Here is a 22596-nt window from a genome sequence, read left to right on the forward strand (position 1 = left end):
GGGAGTGTGGCAGGCGTTTCTGTTCACCCTGAGAGCACCAGCTCCCCCAGCTCCCTCACTCGCTTCTCCCACGGCCACCTCTCTAGCGCCCTCTTCCAGTTGCTCACCAGCTCCTGCCTCCTCTTGCCGCTCCCCAGCCTCCTCGCCCCTTCCGCTCCCTCTACCGTGTAGCTCACGTACTCCTCTAGCTCCCCCCTCCCTATCGCCGCCTCCCCCCTCCTGTTCACAATCTCTAGCCGAATCCGCTCCGGCACCGCTATCCGCCCCCGCCAGCCTTCAATCTGCGCCAGCGCTCGCTCCGCCTCCATCGCATGCTCCTTCTCCTCCCCGTGCCGGCTCAGCTCTAAACGTACCCAGCCCTCTCGCAAGATCAGTCGCCACTCTCCCTCATCCGCCTGCAGATACACCGGCAGCTCCTCCTCACCAGGGCCAGGCCCACTACCCACCGCCTTCGCCCGACTCACCTGCTCCAGCGCCTCTCTCCTCTTCCCCTGCCGGGCATATGCCAGCGCCAGCCCCGTGTGCACGGTCCGATGCAGCACCGGGGGGACAGAGCTGAGCAAGCTACTCGCCTCCTCTAACACCCGCTGCATCTGCAGCGGCGCATTCAGGTGATAGTAATCCTGGCCAAGATAGGTCAGAGCTTTGACCAGTAAAGCGGATTTATCTGCTAATCGACTAAGTGCTGTACTTTCTCGGTCATGGCCCAGCTCTTGCAGAAACCCGAGGTTATGATAGGCAACAAGCCCAAGAAGGAAATGCCCCTGTGCCGCCAGATAGGCCGCTTCTCGCTGCACCCCCGACGGCTCATATGCCCACTTCCTCAGCAGCGGCAGATAGCTCCCTACCGTCCTCTCGACCGCCTCTAACTCCCCCTCATTGAGCAGATGCCAGCAGGCTGTGATACTCCCCGCCACCACCGGCAGCACCTCCTCTCTCACCCTCCCCTCCTTCATCCCCTCCCACTCCCAGCCCCAACCTCCTCCTCCGCTCCTCAGCCCCAGCAGCACCTGCGGCATCCCCGCCAGCAGCAAGAGCGCTTGCCTCCTCGGCAGCCTCCTGCCTCCTTCTCCCTCTCCTTCCTTCATCGCTCCCTCTCCTCTCTCTTCCCGCTCGCCTGCCTCTCTCTACCTCTACACCCCTAGCACCAGCTCCCCCAGCTCCCTCACTCGCTTCTCCCACGGCCACCTCTCTAGCGCCCTCTTCCAGTTGCTCACCAGCTCCTGCCTCCTCTTGCCGCTCCCCAGCCTCCTCGCCCCTTCCGCTCCCTCTACCGTGTAGCTCACGTACTCCTCCAGCTCCCCTCTCCCTATCGCCGCTTCCCCCCTCAGATTAAGAGCTTCCAACCTAATACGTCCTGGCACACTGACCACGCTCACCATCTCCTCAACGCCTGCTAGCCATCGTTCCGCTTCGAGGAGATGACTCTTCTGCTCTCCATATTCACCGAGACGTAGGTGAATATATCCCCCGTAGAGAGGTTCCCTGTAAGCGCCTTCGTCGAGCAACACACACACTGGTAAAGACTCGGTCCCTTCCCATCCCTGGAAGTGCTCTCGAGCCATCTCGAAAGCTTTCAAGGCTTCTCCAGCCATCCCCCGATCTGCATAGGCCCGTGCTAGGCTCATGAAAGCCCTCCCGCGTAAAGGAGCGGGCACAGTTTCGGCCAGACTACACGCCTCCTGAAAGCTCTCCAGCATCGACTCACTCTGGCCAAGCCAGTAGCAGGCCGTCCCTCGGTCGATCAGCGCTTTTACAAGCAACACAGGCCCACTAGCAAGACGACTTAAACTGACTGCTTCTTCACAAAGGTACTTTCTTCGCTGGAACTGTAGCCGATGGTAGGCAATTAAGCCCTCTAGCAAGCACGCCTGCGCCGCCAGATAGGCCGCTTCTCGCTGCGCCCCCGACGGCTCATATGCCCACCTCCTCAGCAGCGGCAGATAGCTCCCTACCGTCCTCTCGACCGCCTCTAACTCCCCCTCATTGAGCAGATGCCAGCAGGCTGTGATACTCCCCGCCACCACCGGCAGCACCTCCTCTCTCACCCTCCCCTCCTTCATCCCCTCCCACTCCCAGCCCCAACCTCCTCCTCCGCTCCCCAGCCCCAGCAGCACCTGCGGCATCCCCGCCAGCAGCAAGAGCGCTTGCCTCCTCGGCAGCCGCTGCCCCTGCGCAGCCCTTGTCTCTGCCTCGTGCTCCCTGCGCTCGCTCATCTTCAGCTCCTCCTGGATCTCTCTCTCCAGTTCCTGCAGGCTCCCTCGCCGCTCCCTCCCCCACACCAGCGGCCAGACCAGCACCCTCACCCCACACTCCCCCTCCTCCTGCTCCCTACCCAACGGCAGCAGCCTCCCCTGCAGCTCAGGCTCCCCCTGCGGAACCTCCTTCCTGCATCTCTCCTCTCGCCGCTCCTCCGTGCTCGCTCCCTTACTTCCCTCCCAGTATACCACAGCCTCCCCCTGCACCACCACCAAGGTCCTTCCCTCGCCCTGCTCCCTCAGCCTTCTCACCTGCTCCTTCCCCTCTGCCGTCAGCGGCACCCCCTCCTGCTCCAACCTCTTCAGCCCCGCCTCTAATACTCTCTCCGCCCTCTCCCTCTCTCCCTGTCTCATCCACCAGCCATACACCTCTAACAGCGCCTCCTCCTTATACGGCTCCTCCTCATACAACTGCCGATACTGCTCCCCCGCCTCGCTCGCCATCCCCGCCCTCTCATAGAGCCTTCCCAGGGCCAGCCCTGCTCTCCAGCGCTCACCCGCCACCCACTCCCGATACGCCACCGCCCACAGCGCCCCCTGCCCCTCCAACAGCCGACCCCGCCGAAACAGCCTCTCCGCCTCCTGCAAGCACGGCAAGGCCTCCAGGCTCTCCAGTCCCCTTCCCCTCGCCTCCCTCACCAGCCCCAGAGCCTCATCCACATCCGTCCAGATCCAGCCCTGATCAGCCAACTGATACCCCTGGCCACACGTCTGCAACAACTCCCTTCGCCCCAACAGCTTCCGCACCTGCCCGGCCCCCGTCAACGGATAGCGCTCCATCGCCTCACTCGGCTCCTCCCTTGGCCACAAATCCGCCAGCAACTGCTGCCGCTCCACCCTGCGCCCATGCGCGCACAGCAAGCGCTGCAACAGCGGGCGTGCATAAAAATACGTTCGCCACACACTCCCCGGCAGCGCCCGCCACCCCCCATCGGCCTCCCTCAGCTCCACCTCAAACGGTCCCAACATCCAGACCCGCACCAGGGGCAGAGCATCACCGGCCCTCACCAGAGGCTTGTTTCCGGCCATCGTCGTCTCACCGCCTTCTCATTCTCAACCGGCGCCCAGCCCATAGTCAGCGGCAGACCACTCAGCGCCTCCCAGGGCCAGGCCGCGGCAAGCATCACGCACCACATCGCGCGGCACCTTCGCCGCAGCATCCATAACGTGCCATATTCAACACCGTATGCTTTGATTATAGCAGATACATCTGCAAATAGAAAAGTAGTTTCCATCACCAGTCGTCCATATTACACAAGAACAAGAGAGAAGCGAGCGGGCGGCTTTAGTTAGACAAGAAGGAGCATCATCGTCTGCTACCGACGTCAGGAGTGCCACCTCTACTTTTGTTGCAAGCGCGCCCTGCTATAGCAATAAGCAGCGGTGTGGCGCTCGCCCGCAGGAGGCCCGCAGGCTCCTCGCCTCTCCCCGGGTGATTAGCTGCCTGGCGGGCGCCATCCGTACCTGAGCGACCGGGCGAGCGGGCGACCGACCCAGGCCCCAGTCGGCAGGCGCCCCATAGCGAGCGGACTGCTGGTCAAGCAGACAATCGGGCGGTCACGCGCTCAGCGCGACAGAGTACGCGATAGCAGAGAAACAGCCTGGAAAGGAGCATCGCCATGTCAGGAACAGTAGACATCATTGACGACTCAGCCATCTCTCGTCTCATCATTGCCCTGGCCCTGCGGCGAGCCGGCTTTCAAGTACGCTGCCACAGCGACAGCCTGGCCGCCCTGCAAGCCATCGCGCGCGCCGAAGAGCCGCCGGCGCTCCTCCTCATCGACCTCATGCTCCCCAAACTGAACGGCTATGAGCTGACCCTCCTCCTCCGCAAGCAGCCGCGGCTCTCGACCATCCCCATCGTCCTCATGAGCGCGCGCCACGGCCTGCGCGAGCGCCTGCGGGCCCGACTAGTGGGGGCCAGCGCCTTCCTGGCCAAGCCCTTCAACATTGGGCACCTGGTCGCCCTGGTGCGCCGCCTCACCGCCGCCAGCGCGCCGCCGGGCGGCTCGGTAGCTCCCCCTATACCCTCACCACCGCCACTCGTCCCGCCCCTGCTGCACGCCCCCTTTATCGTCGGCAGTCAGACCCTACCCACTCCTGTCCCCGCCCCCAACGGTAGCCGCCGACCAGACAGCTAGCAGCCAGAGAGCCTTCGCCCAAACCGAACGCGCCCCAACAGGTCAACCCCTACCAGCGCAGAGGCTGAGAAGAAAAGGAGGTCATAGCAGAACATGAGCCAGCGCCAAGGCTATCATCGCAAATGGGGACCGCGCGAGCCAGGGCCTCCGCGGCCTCGCGAATGGGAGGTCCTGCTCCTGCTGCGCCAGGGACTGGAGGACGAAGAGATCGCCAGGCGCCTGGACATCACCGCCAGCACCGTACGCGGTCACATCTATCGCCTGCGCGATCGGCTTGGGGCCAACACCCGGTCCGAGCTGCTGCGGCGCATCCCCTGGGAGCAATGCCCGCCCGAGCTACTGCCTCCCGAGGCCGGGGACCAGGGCCACCTCTAGTCAGAGCAGACAGACGCACGCAGAGGGGAGGGCGATCTCGCGCCCACCCCACCCGTTGCGCGTCGCGGCTCTCTCACCCTCGCCGCCTTATCTACCCGCTCACCAGGACCTGCCTCTCCACATGCACAAGTTGTCCCTGCACCAACCGCTTTTTTCACCGCCGCAAAGAATACTGCTCCCGATGCTGTCAATGTACTGGCATAGCGGGCGTCTTTCTCCGACGCTCACCGCTGGGGCCTGACCGACATCTTCTGTCACAAAAAAAAGAGAGACCGCCAGCGTTTCACTAGAAAAAGGCGCGCTTGCAGTCCCTGCGCTCCGGGGGAATGAGCTGTGAGGGTCCAGCGACGCGCCCCAACTGGTCCAGCCAGCCAGCCAGCCAGCCATTCAGCAGAACCGTTGTCTTGACACCTGGGGAGGGCGCTTTCTCCTATGAGTACACTTCATCAAAGTGAGCGGCACCTGGCCGCTGTCAACTACAGCCGGCTCTTCGAAGCCATCGGCACCCAACTGAAGAGGGTACAACGAGAGCAACACCTGCTAAAAAAGATCCTGTGGATAGAGGAGAAGCGGCTCATCTTTAACCTGGGAGCCCTGGCCTATGCGATAGCCAAGGAGACCAAGCCGCTTCCCCAGACCATTGAGAGCGATTACAGCGCGGGCTACTCCAGCGTTTACTTCGCCGACGACAAGGCGCGGAGCAAGTTCAGCAGCGATCTGGAGCAACACATCTGGCAACCGCTATGCCAGATGTTCACGACTATCTGCCACCTCTCCAACCAGGAGCCTGCCAAATACGCTCACAGTCTCTTGCAGCCGCTCAGCAGCTTTGCGAACACGGGCGACTTCAACCTGGGAACAAGCAAGAAGAAGGGCAATTATCTGCTCTATCCTCTCAGCGAGCCAACGTCAGTCAAGCGGCGCCGCCTGCACTTTCAGAAGCAGCCTGGCCTCACCCATGAGACGAAGCTGAAGGGTCACAAACTGACCATCGACGTTCAGGGAATCAGAGATCTCAGAGCACACCTCATTCAGGGCATCAGCGCCCACCTTGAGGCCCTGCACGAGAGCCAGCAAGACGATAATAAAGATAAAGAGGAACTGAAAGAGGCCCAGGCCATCCTGAACCAAGAAGAAGGGCCCGTCGCCGCCCAGATCAGCCGCCTCTGCGAGACCATCACCGATGAGGTTCTGGCCCGCATCCAGCGCACCGCGCGCCTCCACTATCTCGATTACATCAGGCCGGGCCTCACCAACGACCCCAAGGCAGGCGAGCGGGAGCGCAGAGCCGCTGGCCTGCTTCAGACCCTGATCGAGCGCCTGCGCCAGCTTGAAGCCTACATCCAGCGCTATCCCGACAGCCACTACACCGTCTCCTACGGCCAGACCCAGCAGTCCATCAACCTGCGCGACCTCTTCTCACGGGCCGACGCCTTCGATCCGCTGCCCATCTTCGGCGAAGTTGTCGGGCAGCTTGGCGAAATCATCAACGAGCAGCAAGGACTCAAACGCTTCATCCACGGCCTGCGCCTCAAGCTCAACGGCAACGTCCATGTCCACGGCGGCGAAGGAGAGCCGTCCTTTGACTTCCATCTGGCCCTGCTCCAACCGGGCAAATCTGCCTTCGAAGAACGCCGGAAAGAAGCCGAAAGCAACGGCACTCTTGACGCCTTCTACACGCGCATCGTCCGCGTAGCCGTCCTCTACTTCTTCGCCTTCAAGCACTGGGAAGCCCCTGCCTACCAGCCGGAGAAGGACTTTGAACAACAGCTATTGCCCGTCCTGCGGGGCGGCACCCAAGAGGAGAAGGACGCAGCCCTCCAGCGACTGGCTGCTGAACTGGAGCCGAAGGGGTCCCAAGCTCAGGGGCGCAAGAGCACCTCAGCCCTGCTGCAAGAGCTGCGCAGCGTGCTGGTTGCCTCCCTCAAAAAAGCCGGCAACCACTCGCGCCCCTACCGCACCAACCTGGTGGTCTCCCTGAACAGCGGCCTGCTCAATCGCGACCCCGAGCAGATTTTCATCCAGCACCACATTTTCGCTGACGAGACCCTCTTTGACGAGGCCCACCGGCGGGAGCTGCTCAAATACATCAGCATTGAGGAGGCCAGGATCAGCAGCGACGTCCTCTGTAAACTCGACGTCAGCCTCCAGATCGAACCGCTCTACTTCCTCCAGAGGACAGAGGCCCACGAGGAGACCAGCCGTGGCTACTCGATGAGCTACGACCTTGGGCAACTGCAGGCTCTGCCCGTCATCCTGGTCCCCACAGAGCAGGATCAGCAGAAAAAAGACCTCAATAGGAAACTCTTCCAGCAGTGCTTCGGCGGCCTGCGGCACATCGCTCTCGGCTACGGCTACCACTACCAGGGGCTGGCCACCCGTTCGGCGGAGGCCTTTGTCTACCGCATCACCTACATCCTACTGGCCTACCTCTTCATCAAGCTGGTCGTCAAGAGCGCCTTTTCTCAGCAGGAAAGGCAGGAAGACAAGCTCTTTCTTCCGCTCATCTGCATTCACACCAGGAAAGAAGAGGCCGGCCAGGAGCACTACAACGACGAAAGCATCCTGCACAGCATCACCAAAGTACTGGAGCACTTGCTCGGGGCCGACTACCTGACCAGTTCACAGGGCATGCACAAGCAGACCCTGAAAGCAGAAGGGAATGACCTCCATCGGCTCAAAAGTGCCCTCTGCTCGCTCTACTCGTCCCTGCCACACCGCTTCAAGCCTACAAGAGCGCCCGCCACAGCCACCAGCCCTGACCAGGCTCAGCAAGGGCGCCTCGACAAAGTGGCCATCCTGGTCGTCTCCAGCCGCAAATGCGACTACAGTACCCAGGCGCGCGATGACTACCTGGCCACCATCTACGGCGAAGTACTGGGCCTGGAGCGGAAAGGGAGCGACCTGGTGCTGCGTCGGCTCAGAACCTTCGCCGACAATCACCCCTCTGAGAGCATGCACACACGGCCCGACATCATCATCGAACAGGCGCACTACTGCGCTCAGCAGGGCTACCGTCACCTGCTCTACGTGGCCCACGCCCCCTACAGCCGTACCCTGGGCCTCACCAAAGGCGGGGCCCACGAGCTGTTTTTCATGAGTCAGGAGATCATCCAGGCCATGCGCGAAGCCGCCAGCGACCTGCGTGTCTACCCCATCTTCTGCGACCTCTACTACGTCCTGGATCTTTCGCCCGGCACCGCCAAGCAAGATCAAGAGTCGCTCTATATTGACGAGCTGCGCGAGCTGGCCGACGTCGTCAACGACCCCAGCAAGCGCACCGTCATGTTCCTCAACCTCTACACCGGCTACAAAGTGCCCGCTGGAGTCAGAGCAGGCGTGTCGCAGGAGCGCGTCTACAACGGCGTCATGGCTTACTCCACCGTCACCAACGTTTACGACCAGGACCCCAGCTACGAACAATACATCTGGTCCGACCTGCTGGCCCCCGATCAGCCCGGCACCATCAAGCACGACCTGATCGAGGCCATCACCCTCCTGCACTTCATGCGCTTCGAAAAGCCGTCCTCCCCAATGATGAAGCTTGACCCCTACAAGCGCATCATTGGAGACCGCAGCATCGGCGCCCAGGCCATCATTCCCCACATGAGAGGCCAGTGCCGTTTCAACATGCTGGGCTTCCTGGCACACGTTCGCTCAGTCCTGAGCGCCCTGGAGGAGAAGCAAGATCATCCGCCCCGGAAAGAGCGTCAGGAGCACCCCGAAGCTACTACCCACCGAGATGGAAGAGGAAGAGCATGACGAGCACCACACCAACAGCCCACCAGGAATCGCCACAGCCAGCTCAGTCCACCCCTACCGGCCAGCGCTCCTTTGCCGAGGACATGGGGCGGCTCTTTGAAATTGGCTTCGCCACCGGCCTGCTCACCGCACTGGAGCAGGCGCCTCACCTGCCCTGCGGGGCCCGCGATTACTACCGCCAGGAGCTGGCCCACCTCCACTTTGAGCCGCTCTACAGCCAGCTCAGCAAGCGCAGCCGCGTCTTCAGCACCTGGGATCGCGACCGACTGCGCCGCTGGGCGCTCTTCATCCTGCTACGTGGCTACCTGGGCGGCCTCACCTTCTTCCAGGAATTCCTGGCGGCTTGTACAGCTACGAACCGCGCGACACCAGAAATCATCTACCTGCAATGCCGCTTTCATGGCCCCAACAGCCTGGACACCTACGGGAAAGATGAGACGCAAGCCTTCGCCGAGCTCCTGGCGCAACTGCGCCAGCATGGCTATGAGCTACCTCCCAGCGAGCAGATCTACGAAAGCTATCGCGGACGCGGCCAATTTCCTCAAGCCGACCTGCTGCTCCTCCTGCGGCAGGGCAAGCGCTGGCATCTGCTCTGCATCGACCTCTCGGTCTTCAGCGTCCGCAGTCTCGGCGACGCCGTCAGCCTCACCGCAGTCGACGAGATCCGCGGCCTGCTACTGCGCGAGCTACGCTACATGCGCACCCGCAGCGTCTTCTCCAACCTCAGCATCGACACCGATGCCGCCCTGGTCAGCGGCCAGGAACTGCTGGCCACCGGTCTCAAGCGCTACTTCCAGGCCTTCAGCCGCCAGGACAAAGAGAGCTACAAGCTCATCCAGGCCGCCAGCTACGCCTACAGCTTCTACCACTTCCTCACCCAACACAAGATCGTCCAGCCAGAGGACCACATCACCTTTCACATCATCGGCTACACCGACCGCAGCAGCAACAGTATGACCCTGCGCCGCGACCAGCTCTCCGTCCTGGAAACCTGCGCCGAGATCTACCGCGAGCGCGACAAGAGCCAGGAAATCGAAGCCAGCCGCCAGCAATTGCTGACCGTCATCAGCAACTACGTCCGGCGCTCCTTCCAGGAGGGCAGATACTTCATTCGACAGCTCCTGGAGCAGCCCGGCCAGGAAGACGGCCTGTACTGGATCTCTCATGAGGAGCAGCTCACCGACTTTGTCTGCATGGACGCCCCCTTAAGCGCCGAGCAGGTGACGCCCGAATTACAGGCCCTCTTCCCCGACACACCCTGTGAGGGGCGCAAGCTGCGCGATCTACATGCTGAGCTTGTCCTTCACGAACTAGAGCAACCTACTCCCTACCTCTTCCTGACCGGCACCCCCGGCATCGGCAAAACCACCACCATCGTCAACTTTCTCAAAGCGCGCGCCAGGCAAGGCGAGGGCTTTCTGTTCATCTACGTCAGCCCCCGCAAACAGGTCAACCTCGACATCATCAAGAAGTTTCAAGAGGACAGTCCAGCTCACCCACGCTGCGACACCCTGCTGGCCCTGACAACCAACTCCGCCCACATCCAGGCCAACAGCGGCAGACGCACCGTCCACTACTACTCATCTCAGCCGCAAGGACGTTTCACGCTGGGAGACGTCGACTTCCTGCCCGCAGATGGCCCCGATGCCCAGCAGCAACGACCGCGCGAGCGCCGATTAGAAGAAGTCGAGGAGGGCCTGCTCATCGACCGCGGCCAGAGCGTCAACGGTGTTCTCAAGAGCCTCTGCGCAGCCATCGACGCTGCCCTGACAGGGCAGCTCTCCAACACCATCGTCGCCACCGTAGCCGTCCAATCGCTCCGGCGCACCAGCCACGAGCAGGCCACTACGCTGCAGCACCTCAAGCGTATGTTTCAGAGCCTCCTCAAGAAGGGCGTCCTACAAGAAGCAGCACTGGAGCAGCTTGGCCAACGCATCAAATACGTTTTCTTTATGATCGATGAGGTTACCGGCGACGAAAGCGGCGCAGCCTTCGTCGAGGGCATTCACAGTCTGCTCAGTCAGTACCAACTCTTCAACAACCCAGCCATCTGCTGCAAGGTCATCGTAGCCGACGCCTCGATCGTCGACCCCCAGCTCATTCAGCGTCACCTGGAAGACAGCGCCTACGAACCGGACAAGATCTACTTCCGGCGCGCCGGCCAGCCGCCACAGCCTCTGAGCCGCAGCGCTTTTCGTTTTAAGCGGCAGGAGGCCGTCGGCATTAACGCCAACGGCTACCCGGCCAGCGCCCTACGCCTGCGCTATCGGGTCGGCCTGGAGATCCAGTCATACGAAGACGGGGCCGCCTTGCGCGTCACCAGCCAACAACTCAAAAACGGGCTGCAGCAGCGCATCCTGGACGACCTGCAAGCCATCCTTGAGCAGCCCGAGGCCCCGCAGGTCCTGGTCTACATCCAGGACAAGCAGCGTCTGGCAGAGTTGATTACCGAGCTTCAACACCGCCTGGGGCGCTTCCAGCTCTACGAAGACTACCTGGTCATTCACGCCAACATCTCTGAGGAAGTGAAACAGAAAGTCAAAGACTATCAAAATCAGGTGCGCGCCATCTTCATGACCGCCTCGGCCAGCCGTGGCCTCTCCTTCGAGCGCGCCCGCGAAATCCTGGTCGACGTGCCACGCTTCGCCATCGAGCAGAACTTGATGGAGATCCTCCAGGTCATCTACCGCGGGCGCGGCGGCGATCTTGACCAGACGGAGAAGAGCATCACTTTCTATCTCACCGATCGCTTCCTCTACAGTCGGAGCGAAGAGCGCGAGCCGGCCCTGCGCGAGAGCCTGCTCGCCTTGCTCAACATCCTGCTCATTCTCAAGACCGCCCTGCTGACGCGCATCAAAGGCGAGGGTCAGATCGGGAGCAAGCGCTACCTGATGATCCCCATCGGCGGCAAGGCCGTGCTCTCCGCCGGCGAGAGCCTGACCTCACGCCTGGGGCGCCTGGTCGATCAGCTCGATGACCTGCGCCACCAGCATCCCGAGAACCCAGCCTTTCGCGAAGTAGCCGAGTACCTGATTAGCCTCCTCAGCGAGGCACGCATCGAGCTGAGTCCGCCTGTCTCAGGTCGACGCGCCCGCCAGCAAACGAGGCCAGCGGCCCAGCAAGACAAGGGTCCCGACCACCCTCGCCCATATCTGAGCATCCTGGAGCAATTTCCGCACGAGTTTGAGCAGGCCGTCATCGGCGGCTTCGAGCACCTGCTGAGGCTCCCCCCCCTGGAGCGCGCCTACATCGCCGGCAGCCTGCTGATTGTGCCCTTGGGAGAGCGGCGCCTGCGAGAAGATTACTGGATCAGCCTGCTGCAGCTCCTGCACACCGGCCAACACGACAAGGAGCTGCTCAGGCGCATGGAGCGACTGCGACAGGAAGAACACTGCAACGACGAGGTTCGCCTCTTGCTCAGGGAAGCCACGCTACTCATCAAGGAGCTGCAGCGCATCGCCTGCGAGCATACCGTCATCCCCCACCTTGGACAGGAGACACAGCACGGCGATCAGCACTACGCTATTCCATTGCATACTCTCCTCTTCAGTGAGGTCTTCCGCAGCGCCTTCCAGAACCAGCGGGAGAGCTTGCTCGATCCTTCCAGCAGCTTTCGTCGGCTGCTCGAAAGCTACTTGCGCGCCCTCTATCCCATCGATAGCACTCTTCCCCTAGGCCGCCATTACGAGCGTTTTCCCTTTGTGATCTTCCGCAGCTACAACTTGCCCGAGGCGCGGCGCAAGATCTTCCTGGATCACTACCTGTTCATGTCCCACGAACTCAATATCATCAATATGCTGCTGGCCAGAAGCGATCAGGAGGAGCAGCCCTAAACGAAGAGAGAAAGAAACATGCTTGTCAAGTGTGAGACAGGCTGGTATGCTTTTGCAGGAAAGGGCAAGTTAGGCAAGACCTTCCCCCGCGGGCCGGTGACGACTGCAGCGGACGCCGCAGGCACGGAAGGATGAGCATGCCCTGGCTTGCTCTCTTCTCTCCCAAGCATCACCAGATGAGCTGAACAGAAGAAGAGGAGATCTGCTAGTATATGTCTGCTGCTGAAGAACCCACGGCCCCCAGCCAGCCCGCCAGCGAGGGGGGGACCTATTTCATCGATGCCGAAGAGGCGGCAGAGCTAGCCCGCCTGATGCAACAGGACCGCCTGGTCACCGAAGCAATGGGCGGCCTCCTGCCCGAAGTGGAGACGCTGCCAGCCACCGCCCAGGTGCTTGACCTGGCCTGCGGCCCCGGCGGCTGGGCCCTCGAACTGGCCTTTCACTATCCCGAGGCCGAGGTCATCGGCGTCGATCTCAGCCCGAGCATCGTCGAATACGCCAATGCGCAGGCCCGCTCGCGCAACCTCAGTAACGCCCACTTCGCCGTGATGAACATCACCCAGCCCCTCGCTTTCTCCGACGCCTCTTTCGATCTGATCAACGCCCGCTTTCTGGCCGGCTTCATGCGGCCTCAAGATTGGCCGCGCCTGCTGGCCGAATGCCGTCGCCTCCTCAAGCCCGGCGGCCTTCTCCGCCTCACCGAAAGCGAGTGGGGCCTGACCACCAGCCCGGCCACCCAACGCTACTACGCCCTCTGCTCGGAAGCGCTCAAGCGGGCCGGTCAAAGCTTCTCCCCCGACGGGCACCTCCTGGGAATCACCCCCGTCCTGGCCCCCCTGCTGCGCCAGGCCGGCTTCAACGAGGTCCGCCTGCGCGGCGGCGTGCTGGAGTGGTCCAGCGGGACCCCCTACCACTACAGCACCTTCAAAAATATATCCGTCATGTTCGATCTACTGAAGCCCTTTCTTGTGAAGACGGGCGTGGCACGGGCCGAGGAAGTGAACGCGCTCTATCAGCAGGCGGTAGCAGAAATGCAGGCCGACGACTTCTTTGCGGTCTGGTTCTGGGTAACCGCCTGGGGACGCCAGCCATGAAGAATCAGGGCGGGCGTCCGTCATCAGCCGCAATCAACAGGCTCTTCTTCTTGTCGGTCTGACAGCAAGAGCGGAAAGGAAGAGAGAGAGAGAGAGAGAGACCAAACCATGACTGATATGCGAGAAAACGAGGGTTTTGCGCCAGCCGGAGCGTCTCAGACCGATTTCACCTATCCTATTGATACCGAGAAGGTGGACGAGTTAGCCCGCCTGATCCAGCAAGACCGTCTCGTGAACGAGGCAATGGGCGGCCTCTTCCCCGAAGGCCAGACCCTCCCCGAAGGCGGGCGCCTGCTTGACCTGGCCTGCGGTCCTGGCGGCTGGGCCTGCGAAGTCGCCTTTCAGCATCCTTCCGTCGAAGTGATCGGCGTCGACATCAGCCCCAGCACCGTCGAGTACGCCATCACTTACGCCCGCTCGCGTGGCCTCTCCAACGTCCACTTCCAGGTGATGAACGTCATGGAGCCGCTGGCCTTCCCCGACGCCTCCTTCGACCTCATCAACGGGCGCGCCCTCTTCAGCTTCATGCAGCCCCAGGACTGGCGGCACCTGCTGGCTGAATGTCGCCGTCTCCTCAAGCCCGGCGGCATCATCCGCCTCACCGAAAGCGAGTTCCCTCTCACGAGCAGCCCGGCCACCGAGCGCTATTTCGCTCTGATCGCCGCCGCCCTCCAGCGCGTCGGTCAGAGCTTCTCGCCCGACGGGCGTCACGTCGGCATCACCCCCGTCCTGCCGCGCCTGCTGCGCCAGGCCGGTTTCCAGGATGTCCGCCTGCGCGCCGGCGCCGTCGAGTGGTCCAGCGACAGCCCCATGCACTACGCCTTTTTTAAAGATCTCTTCGCCCTCTTCCAACTGATCAAACCCTTCCTGCTCAAGACCGGCGTCATCGCTCAGGAGGAGCTGGAGCCGCTCTATCAGCAGGCCATCGCCGAGATGCAAGCCGACGACTTCTACGCCATTGCCACCGGTCTCACCGTCTGGGGGCAGCAGCCCCACGCCAGCGCTTAAGGAAGCTCACAGCCTGCTCTGTCAGCGTGGCAGCCAGCAGGATCAGACGCCAGCCACGGGCGGCGCTCAGTCAGCAAGTCAGGAGCAAAGAAAGGAGCACCAGGCACATGACAGCCTTTGAGCCAGAGTCTCAACCCCAGCCCCAGGCCGGCACCTACCCTATCGACGCAGGCCAGGCCGAAGAGCTGGCCCGCCTCTTGCAACAGGATCGCCTGATCACCGAAGCAATGGGCGGCCTCTTCCCCGAAGGCCAGACCCTCCCCGAAGGCGGGCGCCTGCTTGACCTGGCCTGCGGTCCTGGCGGCTGGGCCTGCGAAGTCGCCTTTCAGTACCCCCATGTCGAAGTGATCGGCGTCGACATCAACCCCAGCACCGTCGAATATGCCAGCACCCAGGCCCAGGCCCGTGGCCTCTCGAACATCTCCTTCGAGATCATGGATATCACCCAACCCCTGGCCTTCGCCGAGGCCTCCTTCGACCTCATCAACGGACGTTCCCTCTTCAGCTTCATGCGGCCCCAGGACTGGCGGCACCTGCTGGCTGAATGTCGCCGTCTCCTCAAGCCCGGCGGCATCATCCGCCTCACCGAAACCGAATTCGGCCTGACCAGCAGCCCGGCCACCGAGCGCTATTTCGCTCTGATCGCCGCCGCCCTCCAGCGCGTTGGCCAGAGCTTCTCGCCCGACGGGCGTCACGTCGGCATCACCCCCGTCCTGCCGCGCCTGCTGCGCCAGGCCGGTTTCCAGGATGTCCGCCTGCGCGCCGGCGCCGTCGAGTGGTCCAGCGACAGCCCCATGCACTACGCCTTTTTTAAAGATCTCTTCGTCCTCTTCCAACTGATCAAACCCTTCCTGCTCAAGACCGGCGTCATCGCTCAGGAGGAGCTGGAGCCACTCTATCAGCAGGCCATCGCCGAGGCCCAGGGCGAGGATTTCTGCGCCGTCTGGCCCTGGCTCACCGTCTGGGGGCAGCAGCCCCACGCCAGCGCTTAAGCTGCCCTGCCGCCAGCTCTGCTGACGGCTCCCCTACCTGGGCCAGCGCACAAGCCAGGTCCAGGCCAGGAGCAGCACCAAGAGCAGCGTGAGAAGGAGTCCCCATCAGGCACACCATGAATGAGCCGCGGCGGTCTCCTTCTCCCCCCTTTCCTGCCCTCCCCCTCCCTAGAACTCAGCCACCGCCGGGATAATCTCCTTCGCAAAGACCTCCAGCGGCCTCAGCTCGTACAGATCCGGCAGATTGACAATGGCATGAGTGAAGCCCATCGCAGCCAGGTCCTTCAAACGCGCGCGCACGCTCTCCGCCGTATCGTTGCCCGAAAGATGGACGGTCAACAGAAACGTCTTCTCGATCGTCCCATAATCGCGGCCTATCGCCTCGCAATGCTCTTTGAGCGCATCGAGGGCCTGCTGCATCTTCTCTTGCCCGAGACGCGCAAGGATATTGCAGGCATCAGCATACTGAGCCACCAGGCGCATCGTCTTCTTGGGGCCTGAGCCACCGATCATCACGCGCGGATGCGGCTGAGAAAGCGGGCGAGGATTATTCGTAATGGCGGGCGCGACAACATGCTTCCCCTCAAAGGCGGTCTGATCGCTTGCCCACAGCGCCTTTGCCAGCTTCAGCGTATCCTCCAGCAGCTCAAAGCGCTCCCCCAGCGGCGGGTAGGGAACACCCCAACCACGAGCCTCCTCCTCATACCAGGCGGCCCCCACACCGAAATAGGACCGTCCACCAGAGAGAATATCGAGCGTATTCACCGTCTTGAGCAAAATCGAGGGATAGCGATAAATTACCCCCGTGACCAGCACCCCAAGATAGGCCCGCTCCGTCAGCCCGGCCAAATAGCCGAGCGCGGTATAGCACTCCAGCATGGGGTCGCTATACGTTTCCCCGAACAAGCCCTGAATCTGATAGAAATGATCCATCAACCAAAGGCTATAGAAACCCGCCTCCTCCGCCCTCGTCGCCACCTCCTTCAACCTGGACCGGATTGCAGCCGTCCCACCAGGGCCCTTGAACGACGGAATCTGCAGTCCAACGTACATCAAAAAAACCTCCTCTGAGAGTTACCCTCTGGCAGCCAGCAAGCAGACCTTGGGCAGCACCAGCCCAGCCCTACCAACAGCGCCGGAAGCTCCGCCACCCTCCAGCAAGCGAGCCAGACCTGTCGCCAGGTTAACGCTTTACTATACATCCCCCAGACCATCGGCGTTTGGCCAATCATAGCGATTCTTTGGCGGATTCTCCAACGTTCTCCCTCCGAAGCCGAAGCGCCGGCCCCCAGTCCGCAGCAGACAACAAGAGAGCAGGCCGAGAGTGGTCAGCGCCACTACACGCGCCTGCTCCCTTCTCTGCCCGGACCTTGCGAAGACAGGTCAGCCAGACTAGCCCTTGACTGAGCCAGCCAGAATGCCGCGGATAAAGTAGCGCTGCAGCGCAAAGAAGATCACCAACGGCAGCGCCATCGACAAAAAGGCCGCCGCCGTCAGCACCTGATCATTTTCGCCATAGGAGCCGACCAGGCTGGCCACCGTCAGCGTCATCGGCGCGCTCTGCGGATTGCCGCCCAAGAAAATCAAGGCCACCAACAGATCATTCCAGACCCACAGAAATTGAAAGATCACCAGCGAGGCCAGAGCCGGCAGCGACAGCGGCAAGACAATCGTCCAGAAGAGGCGGAAATTCGAAGCCCCGTCGACATAGGCCGCCTCCAGCAGATCTCGCGGCAAAGCGGCGAAGAAATTGCGCAACAGGAACATGGCAAAAGGCAGCCCAAAGGCCGTATGAGCCAGCCAGACCGCCGCATACTGCCCCGTCAACCCGATATTCGTAAAGACCTGCAACAACGGCACCAGGGCAATCTGCAAAGGAATAATCTGCAGCGTAATGACCCCGAAAAAGATCGCCTTGCGCGCCGGAAAACGCATCCAGGCGAAAGCGAAGGCAGCAAACGAGCCGATCAGAGCAGGCAGGACCGTGCTCGGCACCGCGATAATCACACTATTGATAAAAGCGCGCCCCAGGCCCTGCGCCGTGATCACCTGGACATAGTTCTGCAGAGTAAAATGCCAGGGCGGCAGCAGGGCCGTCCACCAGCCCGTCGTCGAAATCAAGCCGGGAGGACGAAACGAGCTAATCAGCAAGCCCAGCGTCGGCAGCGACCAAACGGCAGCGATCAGCAGAGCGATTACCGTGATCACCTGATCGCCCAGGCGGCGCAGCCAGGTCCGGCGCCCGGGCAGCGGGCGCCGCCGGGCTGGCGCCAGCCCTGGAATCAGCGGCTGCTGTACCTGCTGTCCGATCATGCCTGGCCTCCTTCCTCCAGTCGCATACGGCGAATATTCAGGTACATCACAGGCAGAATTGCCAGCGTCAGCAAGACCGCCAAAGCGCTGGCCAGGCCATAGTCCTCAAAGGTAAAGAGCTGGCGGTAAAACTCGACCGCCACCACATCGGTGTTGTAATTGCCACCAGTCATCACGTAGACAATATCGAACGTCTTTAAAATGTTGATGATCATGGTGGTCGTCACCACACCGATGGTGGGACTAATCATCGGCACAATCACCCGCCAGAAGAGGACCCAGCGATTGGCCCCATCGATGCGCGCCGCCTCTATGATCTCATCGGGCAGCCCCTTGAGGGCCGCCGAAAAGACCACCACGCAGAAGCCGGTCCACATCCAGACATAGACAGCGATCAAGGCAAAGGTGTTGACGCTGGGATTCACCAGCCACGGCTGTGGGGGCAGCTTGAAAAGCCCCAACATGGCATTCAGCAGGCCGATCTGCGTCTGATCAGGAGAGCGATAGAGATAGACCAGGCGCCAGATGATACTGGCGCTCACCATCGAGATGGCCATCGGAATAAAGAGCGCCGATTTGACCAGGCCCTCGACCTTGACCCGATCCACCAGAACCGCAATGACCAGCCCCAGCCCCACCGTCAAGAGGGTGCCGAAGAGCAACCAGAGCAGGTTATTCTTGAGCACGGCCAGCATCTCAGGATCAGTAAAGATCGCCTGATAGTTTTTGAGGCCCACAAAGCGCGTCGAATCGGCATTCTCGAAGCTAAGCTGAATAGTGTTGATGAAGGGGTAGACGAAAAAGAGCAGCAACAACATGATTGCGGGGGCAATCCAGGCCCACGCCTCTACCGGCAAGCGCAGCCGACGTCGGCGCGGAGGCAGCGCCACGGGAACAGCCTTTTCAATGGAGAGATCCATAGCGGTCACTCACTCCCTTCGTCCCATGCAGTTAGCCCTCGTTCGCGCCCTTACCTTCCTCTCTCCCTCTCCAAGAAGGAGACGCCCAAACGGGTCCGAGCGAGTCAGAGCGAGCCAAGCAGCCAGACAAGGCGAACAAACAAGGCAGCCAACAACGGCAAGAGGGACCGGCCCCAGGCAGCGGCAGCGCTGGGAGCGATCCCTCTCCTTTTCTACTCCTTCTCCCTTCGAGCGGCCCGGCTTCCTTCAAGCATCTCTCACCTGCCATATCTCGCTTCCCGTTTTGGAAAGTAAGCGCCCACACTTTTGACTCTCTCAGGAAGAATAGAGACGTGTCGCAGCATCCTCTAACGAGCGGAGGATGCTATCGAGCTGCGAAGGATTCTGAATATAGGCCAGTAGTCCTTTCCAATATTCCTGCTCCATCGACGAGGGCAGCAGGTCATCCTGGCCTACGCTGAAGTACTTTGCGTTGAGCAGCAGCTCGGCGGTGCGGCGCGAAACCGGATCAGGATAGACGCTCAGGGGCACCTGTTTGTTCACGGAGACCGCGCCGCCCTGCTTTGGCCAGATACTCTGGCCTTCGGGCGAGGCCAGAAACTCCATATACTGGCGCGTCCCATCGTTGTCGCGGAAGGCCGACAGGATATTGACAATCCCTGTCACCGAGTTCGCATACTGAGGAGTAATCGTCGGGAACGGGAAAAAGTCGAAGTCGACGCCCGGCTGGATACCGGGGAACTGGGTCTTGAGGAAGCTCGCCGTGAAGTCGCCGAGGAAGTACATATAGGCCTTCGGTGGGTTCTCAAAAGGCAGATAGGCGGCGTCCTGGAAATTGGTGGCCAGAATCGACTGCGGCGCCCCGCTGATATAGTGCCTGCCGTTGACGATCTCACCGAAGAGCTGGAACGCCTGCTTGACGCTCGGATGAGTCCAGGGGATCTTGTGCTCGACCCACTGTTGCGATAGCTCGGGGCCATTAAGGCTCAGATAGATCTGGTCCACCCAGTCCGCCGCCGGCCAGCCAGTAGAGGAACCACCTTCCACCCCCAGCGACCAGGGATACTTACCGCTGCTAGCGATTTTATTCGAGAGGGCAATCATCTCATCCCAGGTCTGAGACGGCGTGTAGCCATTGGCCTTGAACTGCTTCGGGCTGTACCAGACCGTGCTCTTGGTGTTGACGCGCGGGATGACCGCATAGAGGTGTCCATTGTAGGAAGAGACATCCAGCCAGATGCGCGCGTACTGCTGCTCTATCTGGCTCATAGTGAAAAACCTGTCGAGTTGGAGCAGCTTACCCTGAGCCGCATACTGCTGAAACTCGGGCACGCTCGACATACCGGCCACATCGGGGGGATTGTTGCCACGCACGCGCGTGCTGAGCACGGCTCGCAGATCGCTGGTCGGCTCTACATTGACTTTGATGCCCGTCTTCTGGGTGAAGGCCGTGTTGATGGCATTGAAGGCCGCCAGCTCCGCACCACTGAGCTGGGTGAGCACATCGATTGAGCTAACCTTCGGCACGCTGCCACTGCTCGTGTTCAAAGTGCCCGTGTTCGTGCCACCGCAGGCCGCCAGGAGCGCAGTCGCCGCACTCAGGCTCAGCCCCGCCGTCGTCGCTCGTTGTAGAAATTGGCGCCGATTGATGGTGCTGGTGGTCAGGTATTCCTCAACCAGCAGGTCTAACTCCTTCCGTGCACGCCGATCATAGATGTTCATCGCTCACCGACCTCCTCGTGCTGCAGGAGTAGAGCGCGACCACAGAGAAGCTCCGTCGCTACGCTGTTGGCGTCTCCTCACTCGCCGCGCAGAGAGCGAAGCGCGCTCCCTGATGAGCAGCGAGCGGGCAAGAAGAGATCGACTGACTCGACCACCCCAGACCGCAGCCGTAAAGTCCCCTCTCCCGCCACACTACGACTGCGCGCGGATCGGCTCTTGCTGCGACTAGCTGGAGGCGAAGGAAGAGAAGGAAAGGGGAAGCGCAGCCTACAACAGGCAGGATTCTGCTCAAGGGCGCTATCTCATTCGGCCAGGCCATCCGACAGGGAGAGATAAAACGACCAGCAGCGAAGGACGCTTCTCCCTGGTCACAGAACGAGAAACAGGGAGCATGCTCTGCCTCCCCCACTCCCTACGCAATAGCGCTAAAACCTGAATATGCCCTGCATCTCCCCTTGTTCCCTTCTATTCACGAGAATGAGGATACCATACCCGGCTCCAGTTGTCCAGAGTATTTGCCCGTCAGGCCGTCATAGCCAGCCTTAGAAAGCTCGTACTTTTCTAAGACAGCGCATCTTCTTCAAGAGTGCAGCGTATCTGTCGATCGTTCTCCATTTGCTTGTCATTCAGATCAACCGCTGGCTCACCAGGCATCTGGCGCCCGATCTCAGGCGTGTGCGGCCACGACCATCAGGGTGCAGCCAGGAAAGCTGAAGCGGGAAGCGAGAAGGCGGCATCCAGCACGGTCAGCACGGAGCCGAGGGCGATGGCATTGCCCTCCAGGGCGCTTGGCAGGATCTGCGTCCCTTTCCAGGCAGCGGGCAGACTGACCGAGGCAGCAACGCGACGCAGCGGAGCCAGCAACAGCTCACCGGCACGCGCCACCCCACCATCCAGCACAATGACTGCAGGATTGAGCAGATTCACCAGGCCGGCCAGGGCCAGACCAAGTCGCTCGCCGGCGCGCTCAATGGCAGCCACACTGGCAGCGTCCCCCTGCCGGGCGGCCTCGATCACATCGGCAATATCGACCGCTCCAGCCGCCGCGCGCGCCGCCAGCACTGGCTCAGGGAAGGTCGCTTCTCGACTTGCTCCCTCCAGCTTGCGCCGCAACGACTCCCCACGGCAGGCATCAACGACAATCGCCCGCGCTCCCGCCAGCGTTTCCAGGCAGCCACGATTGCCACAGACGCAAGACGGACCGTTCTCGTCGATACTCAGGTGACCCAGCTCGCCAGCGCTGCCAGTATGGCCACGATAGATGCGCCCATCGATGATCAGGCCGCCGCCGATGCCAGTGCCGACCTTGATATAGGCCATCTGGCCCACGCCGCGCCCGGCACCACAGCGGCTCTCACCGAGCGCCCCCATGTTGGCATCATTATCGATATAGAGGGGACAGGGAAACTCAGCCTGCAGTCGCTGCCAGAGATCAAGGTTATCCCAGCCGGGCATATGGGGCGGCGAGCTGAGGCGGCGCAGATCCGGCGAGAGCGGCCCCGGAATACCCAGCCCGACGCCAAGCAGCGCCTGCCAGCCAACCCCCTGCTCTTCAAGGAAACGCCGCACCTCGGCCACCAGCAGCCTCAGACACTCCTCCGGCCCGCGCCCGGTATCAAAAGGTAGCGCGCGCTGCGCCACGATCTCCGGCGCCAGATTGGTCAGGATCATCTTTACATGGGTCCGGCCCACGTCGAGGCCAAGAATGCGCCCCGCGTCCGTATTAAAATGCACTAGAATGGCGCGCCGGCCTCCACGCGGCGTGGCATCGAGCAGATGCCCCTCGCGCACCAACCCTTCGCGCAGCAGGGCCTCGACAATGCTGCTCACGGTCGTGCGCGACAGCCCAAGACGCTGAGCCAACATGACGCGCGCCAGCGGCCCATGTTCGCGAATATAGTTGAGCACCAGCAGACGATTGAATTGACGAATGCGATGCAGATCAGCCCCTCGCAGCGCCGAGGCGCTGGCCAGCTCCTCCGCGCGCCCCTCCCGCGCACGCATATCAGCCAACAGCGAATGAATAGCTTTCTCCACAGCCTTACCGAGACCTTTCTGCCCCTTGTCCTCCCGCTCGTAGGCTTCCACCCCTGGCAGCCTGCAGCCCGGAGGGAATACCGTTCCATGCACCGGTGGTGAGGATTGTAGCACCGGCCATCTTAGTTTGTCAATCGTCGC

At 61.7% G+C, this 22596-nt stretch carries 14 protein-coding genes; 7 read left to right on the top strand and 7 right to left on the bottom strand.

What is annotated here, in order from left to right:
* Positions 1–23: 23 nt before the first annotated feature.
* Entirely contained in the window at positions 24–1088 is a 1065-nt protein-coding gene (locus N688_RS12565) for a hypothetical protein (RefSeq protein ID WP_052889600.1), read from the bottom strand.
* A gap of 45 nt (positions 1089–1133) precedes the next feature.
* Entirely contained in the window at positions 1134–3038 is a 1905-nt protein-coding gene (locus N688_RS22840) for an AfsR/SARP family transcriptional regulator (protein WP_156025405.1), read from the bottom strand.
* Between the two features lie 839 nt (positions 3039–3877).
* On the opposite strand from N688_RS22840, the gene N688_RS12575 reads away from it, so the two are divergent.
* The 7 genes from N688_RS12575 (at position 3878) to N688_RS12605 (ending at position 15463) form a co-directional block, all read left to right on the top strand.
* A complete protein-coding gene (locus tag N688_RS12575; protein WP_052889602.1) occupies positions 3878–4399 on the top strand; it encodes a response regulator in 522 nt (173 codons plus the stop codon).
* 93 nt (positions 4400–4492) lie between these two features.
* Positions 4493–4774: a response regulator transcription factor gene (locus N688_RS12580; protein WP_052889603.1), complete on the top strand. Its 282-nt coding sequence runs from the start codon at positions 4493–4495 to the stop codon at positions 4772–4774.
* 432 nt (positions 4775–5206) lie between these two features.
* Positions 5207–8536 (top strand): hypothetical protein, encoded by a 3330-nt coding sequence (locus tag N688_RS12585; protein ID WP_052889604.1) that lies wholly within the window; start codon positions 5207–5209, stop codon positions 8534–8536.
* Positions 8533–12369, top strand: a complete 3837-nt coding sequence (locus N688_RS12590; RefSeq protein ID WP_052889605.1) for a P-loop NTPase family protein — start codon at positions 8533–8535, stop codon at positions 12367–12369. The genes N688_RS12585 and N688_RS12590 overlap by 4 nt, the downstream gene beginning before the upstream one ends.
* 212 nt (positions 12370–12581) lie before the next feature.
* Positions 12582–13463: a class I SAM-dependent methyltransferase gene (locus N688_RS12595; RefSeq protein ID WP_052889606.1), complete on the top strand. Its 882-nt coding sequence runs from the start codon at positions 12582–12584 to the stop codon at positions 13461–13463.
* 108 nt (positions 13464–13571) lie between these two features.
* Positions 13572–14471 carry a class I SAM-dependent methyltransferase gene (locus N688_RS12600; protein ID WP_052889607.1) on the top strand — a complete coding sequence of 300 codons (900 nt, stop codon included), beginning with the start codon at positions 13572–13574 and terminating at the stop codon, positions 14469–14471.
* Positions 14472–14578: 107 nt separating this feature from the next.
* On the top strand, positions 14579–15463 hold the full coding sequence (locus N688_RS12605) for a class I SAM-dependent methyltransferase (RefSeq protein ID WP_052889608.1): 885 nt from the start codon (positions 14579–14581) through the stop codon (positions 15461–15463).
* A 168-nt stretch (positions 15464–15631) separates the two neighbouring features.
* Here N688_RS12605 and N688_RS12610 read toward each other — a convergent pair whose 3' ends face one another.
* From N688_RS12610 to N688_RS12630, 5 genes are all read right to left on the bottom strand, one after another.
* Positions 15632–16516 (bottom strand): TIGR03560 family F420-dependent LLM class oxidoreductase, encoded by an 885-nt coding sequence (locus N688_RS12610; RefSeq protein WP_052889609.1) that lies wholly within the window; start codon positions 16514–16516, stop codon positions 15632–15634.
* A 339-nt stretch (positions 16517–16855) separates the two neighbouring features.
* Entirely contained in the window at positions 16856–17776 is a 921-nt protein-coding gene (locus N688_RS12615) for a carbohydrate ABC transporter permease (RefSeq protein ID WP_081838801.1), read from the bottom strand.
* The gene (locus tag N688_RS12620; RefSeq protein WP_081838802.1) at positions 17773–18696 is read right to left on the bottom strand and encodes a carbohydrate ABC transporter permease; all 924 of its coding nucleotides are present in this window, start codon (positions 18694–18696) and stop codon (positions 17773–17775) included. The genes N688_RS12615 and N688_RS12620 overlap by 4 nt, the downstream gene beginning before the upstream one ends.
* A gap of 315 nt (positions 18697–19011) precedes the next feature.
* On the bottom strand, positions 19012–20418 hold the full coding sequence (locus N688_RS12625) for an ABC transporter substrate-binding protein (protein WP_052889610.1): 1407 nt from the start codon (positions 20416–20418) through the stop codon (positions 19012–19014).
* Positions 20419–21108: 690 nt separating this feature from the next.
* Positions 21109–22455: an ROK family transcriptional regulator gene (locus N688_RS12630; protein WP_156025406.1), complete on the bottom strand. Its 1347-nt coding sequence runs from the start codon at positions 22453–22455 to the stop codon at positions 21109–21111.
* Positions 22456–22596 lie beyond the last annotated feature (141 nt).

The organism is Thermogemmatispora carboxidivorans (genome assembly GCF_000702505.1).
Classification (GTDB): domain Bacteria; phylum Chloroflexota; class Ktedonobacteria; order Ktedonobacterales; family Ktedonobacteraceae; genus Thermogemmatispora; species Thermogemmatispora carboxidivorans.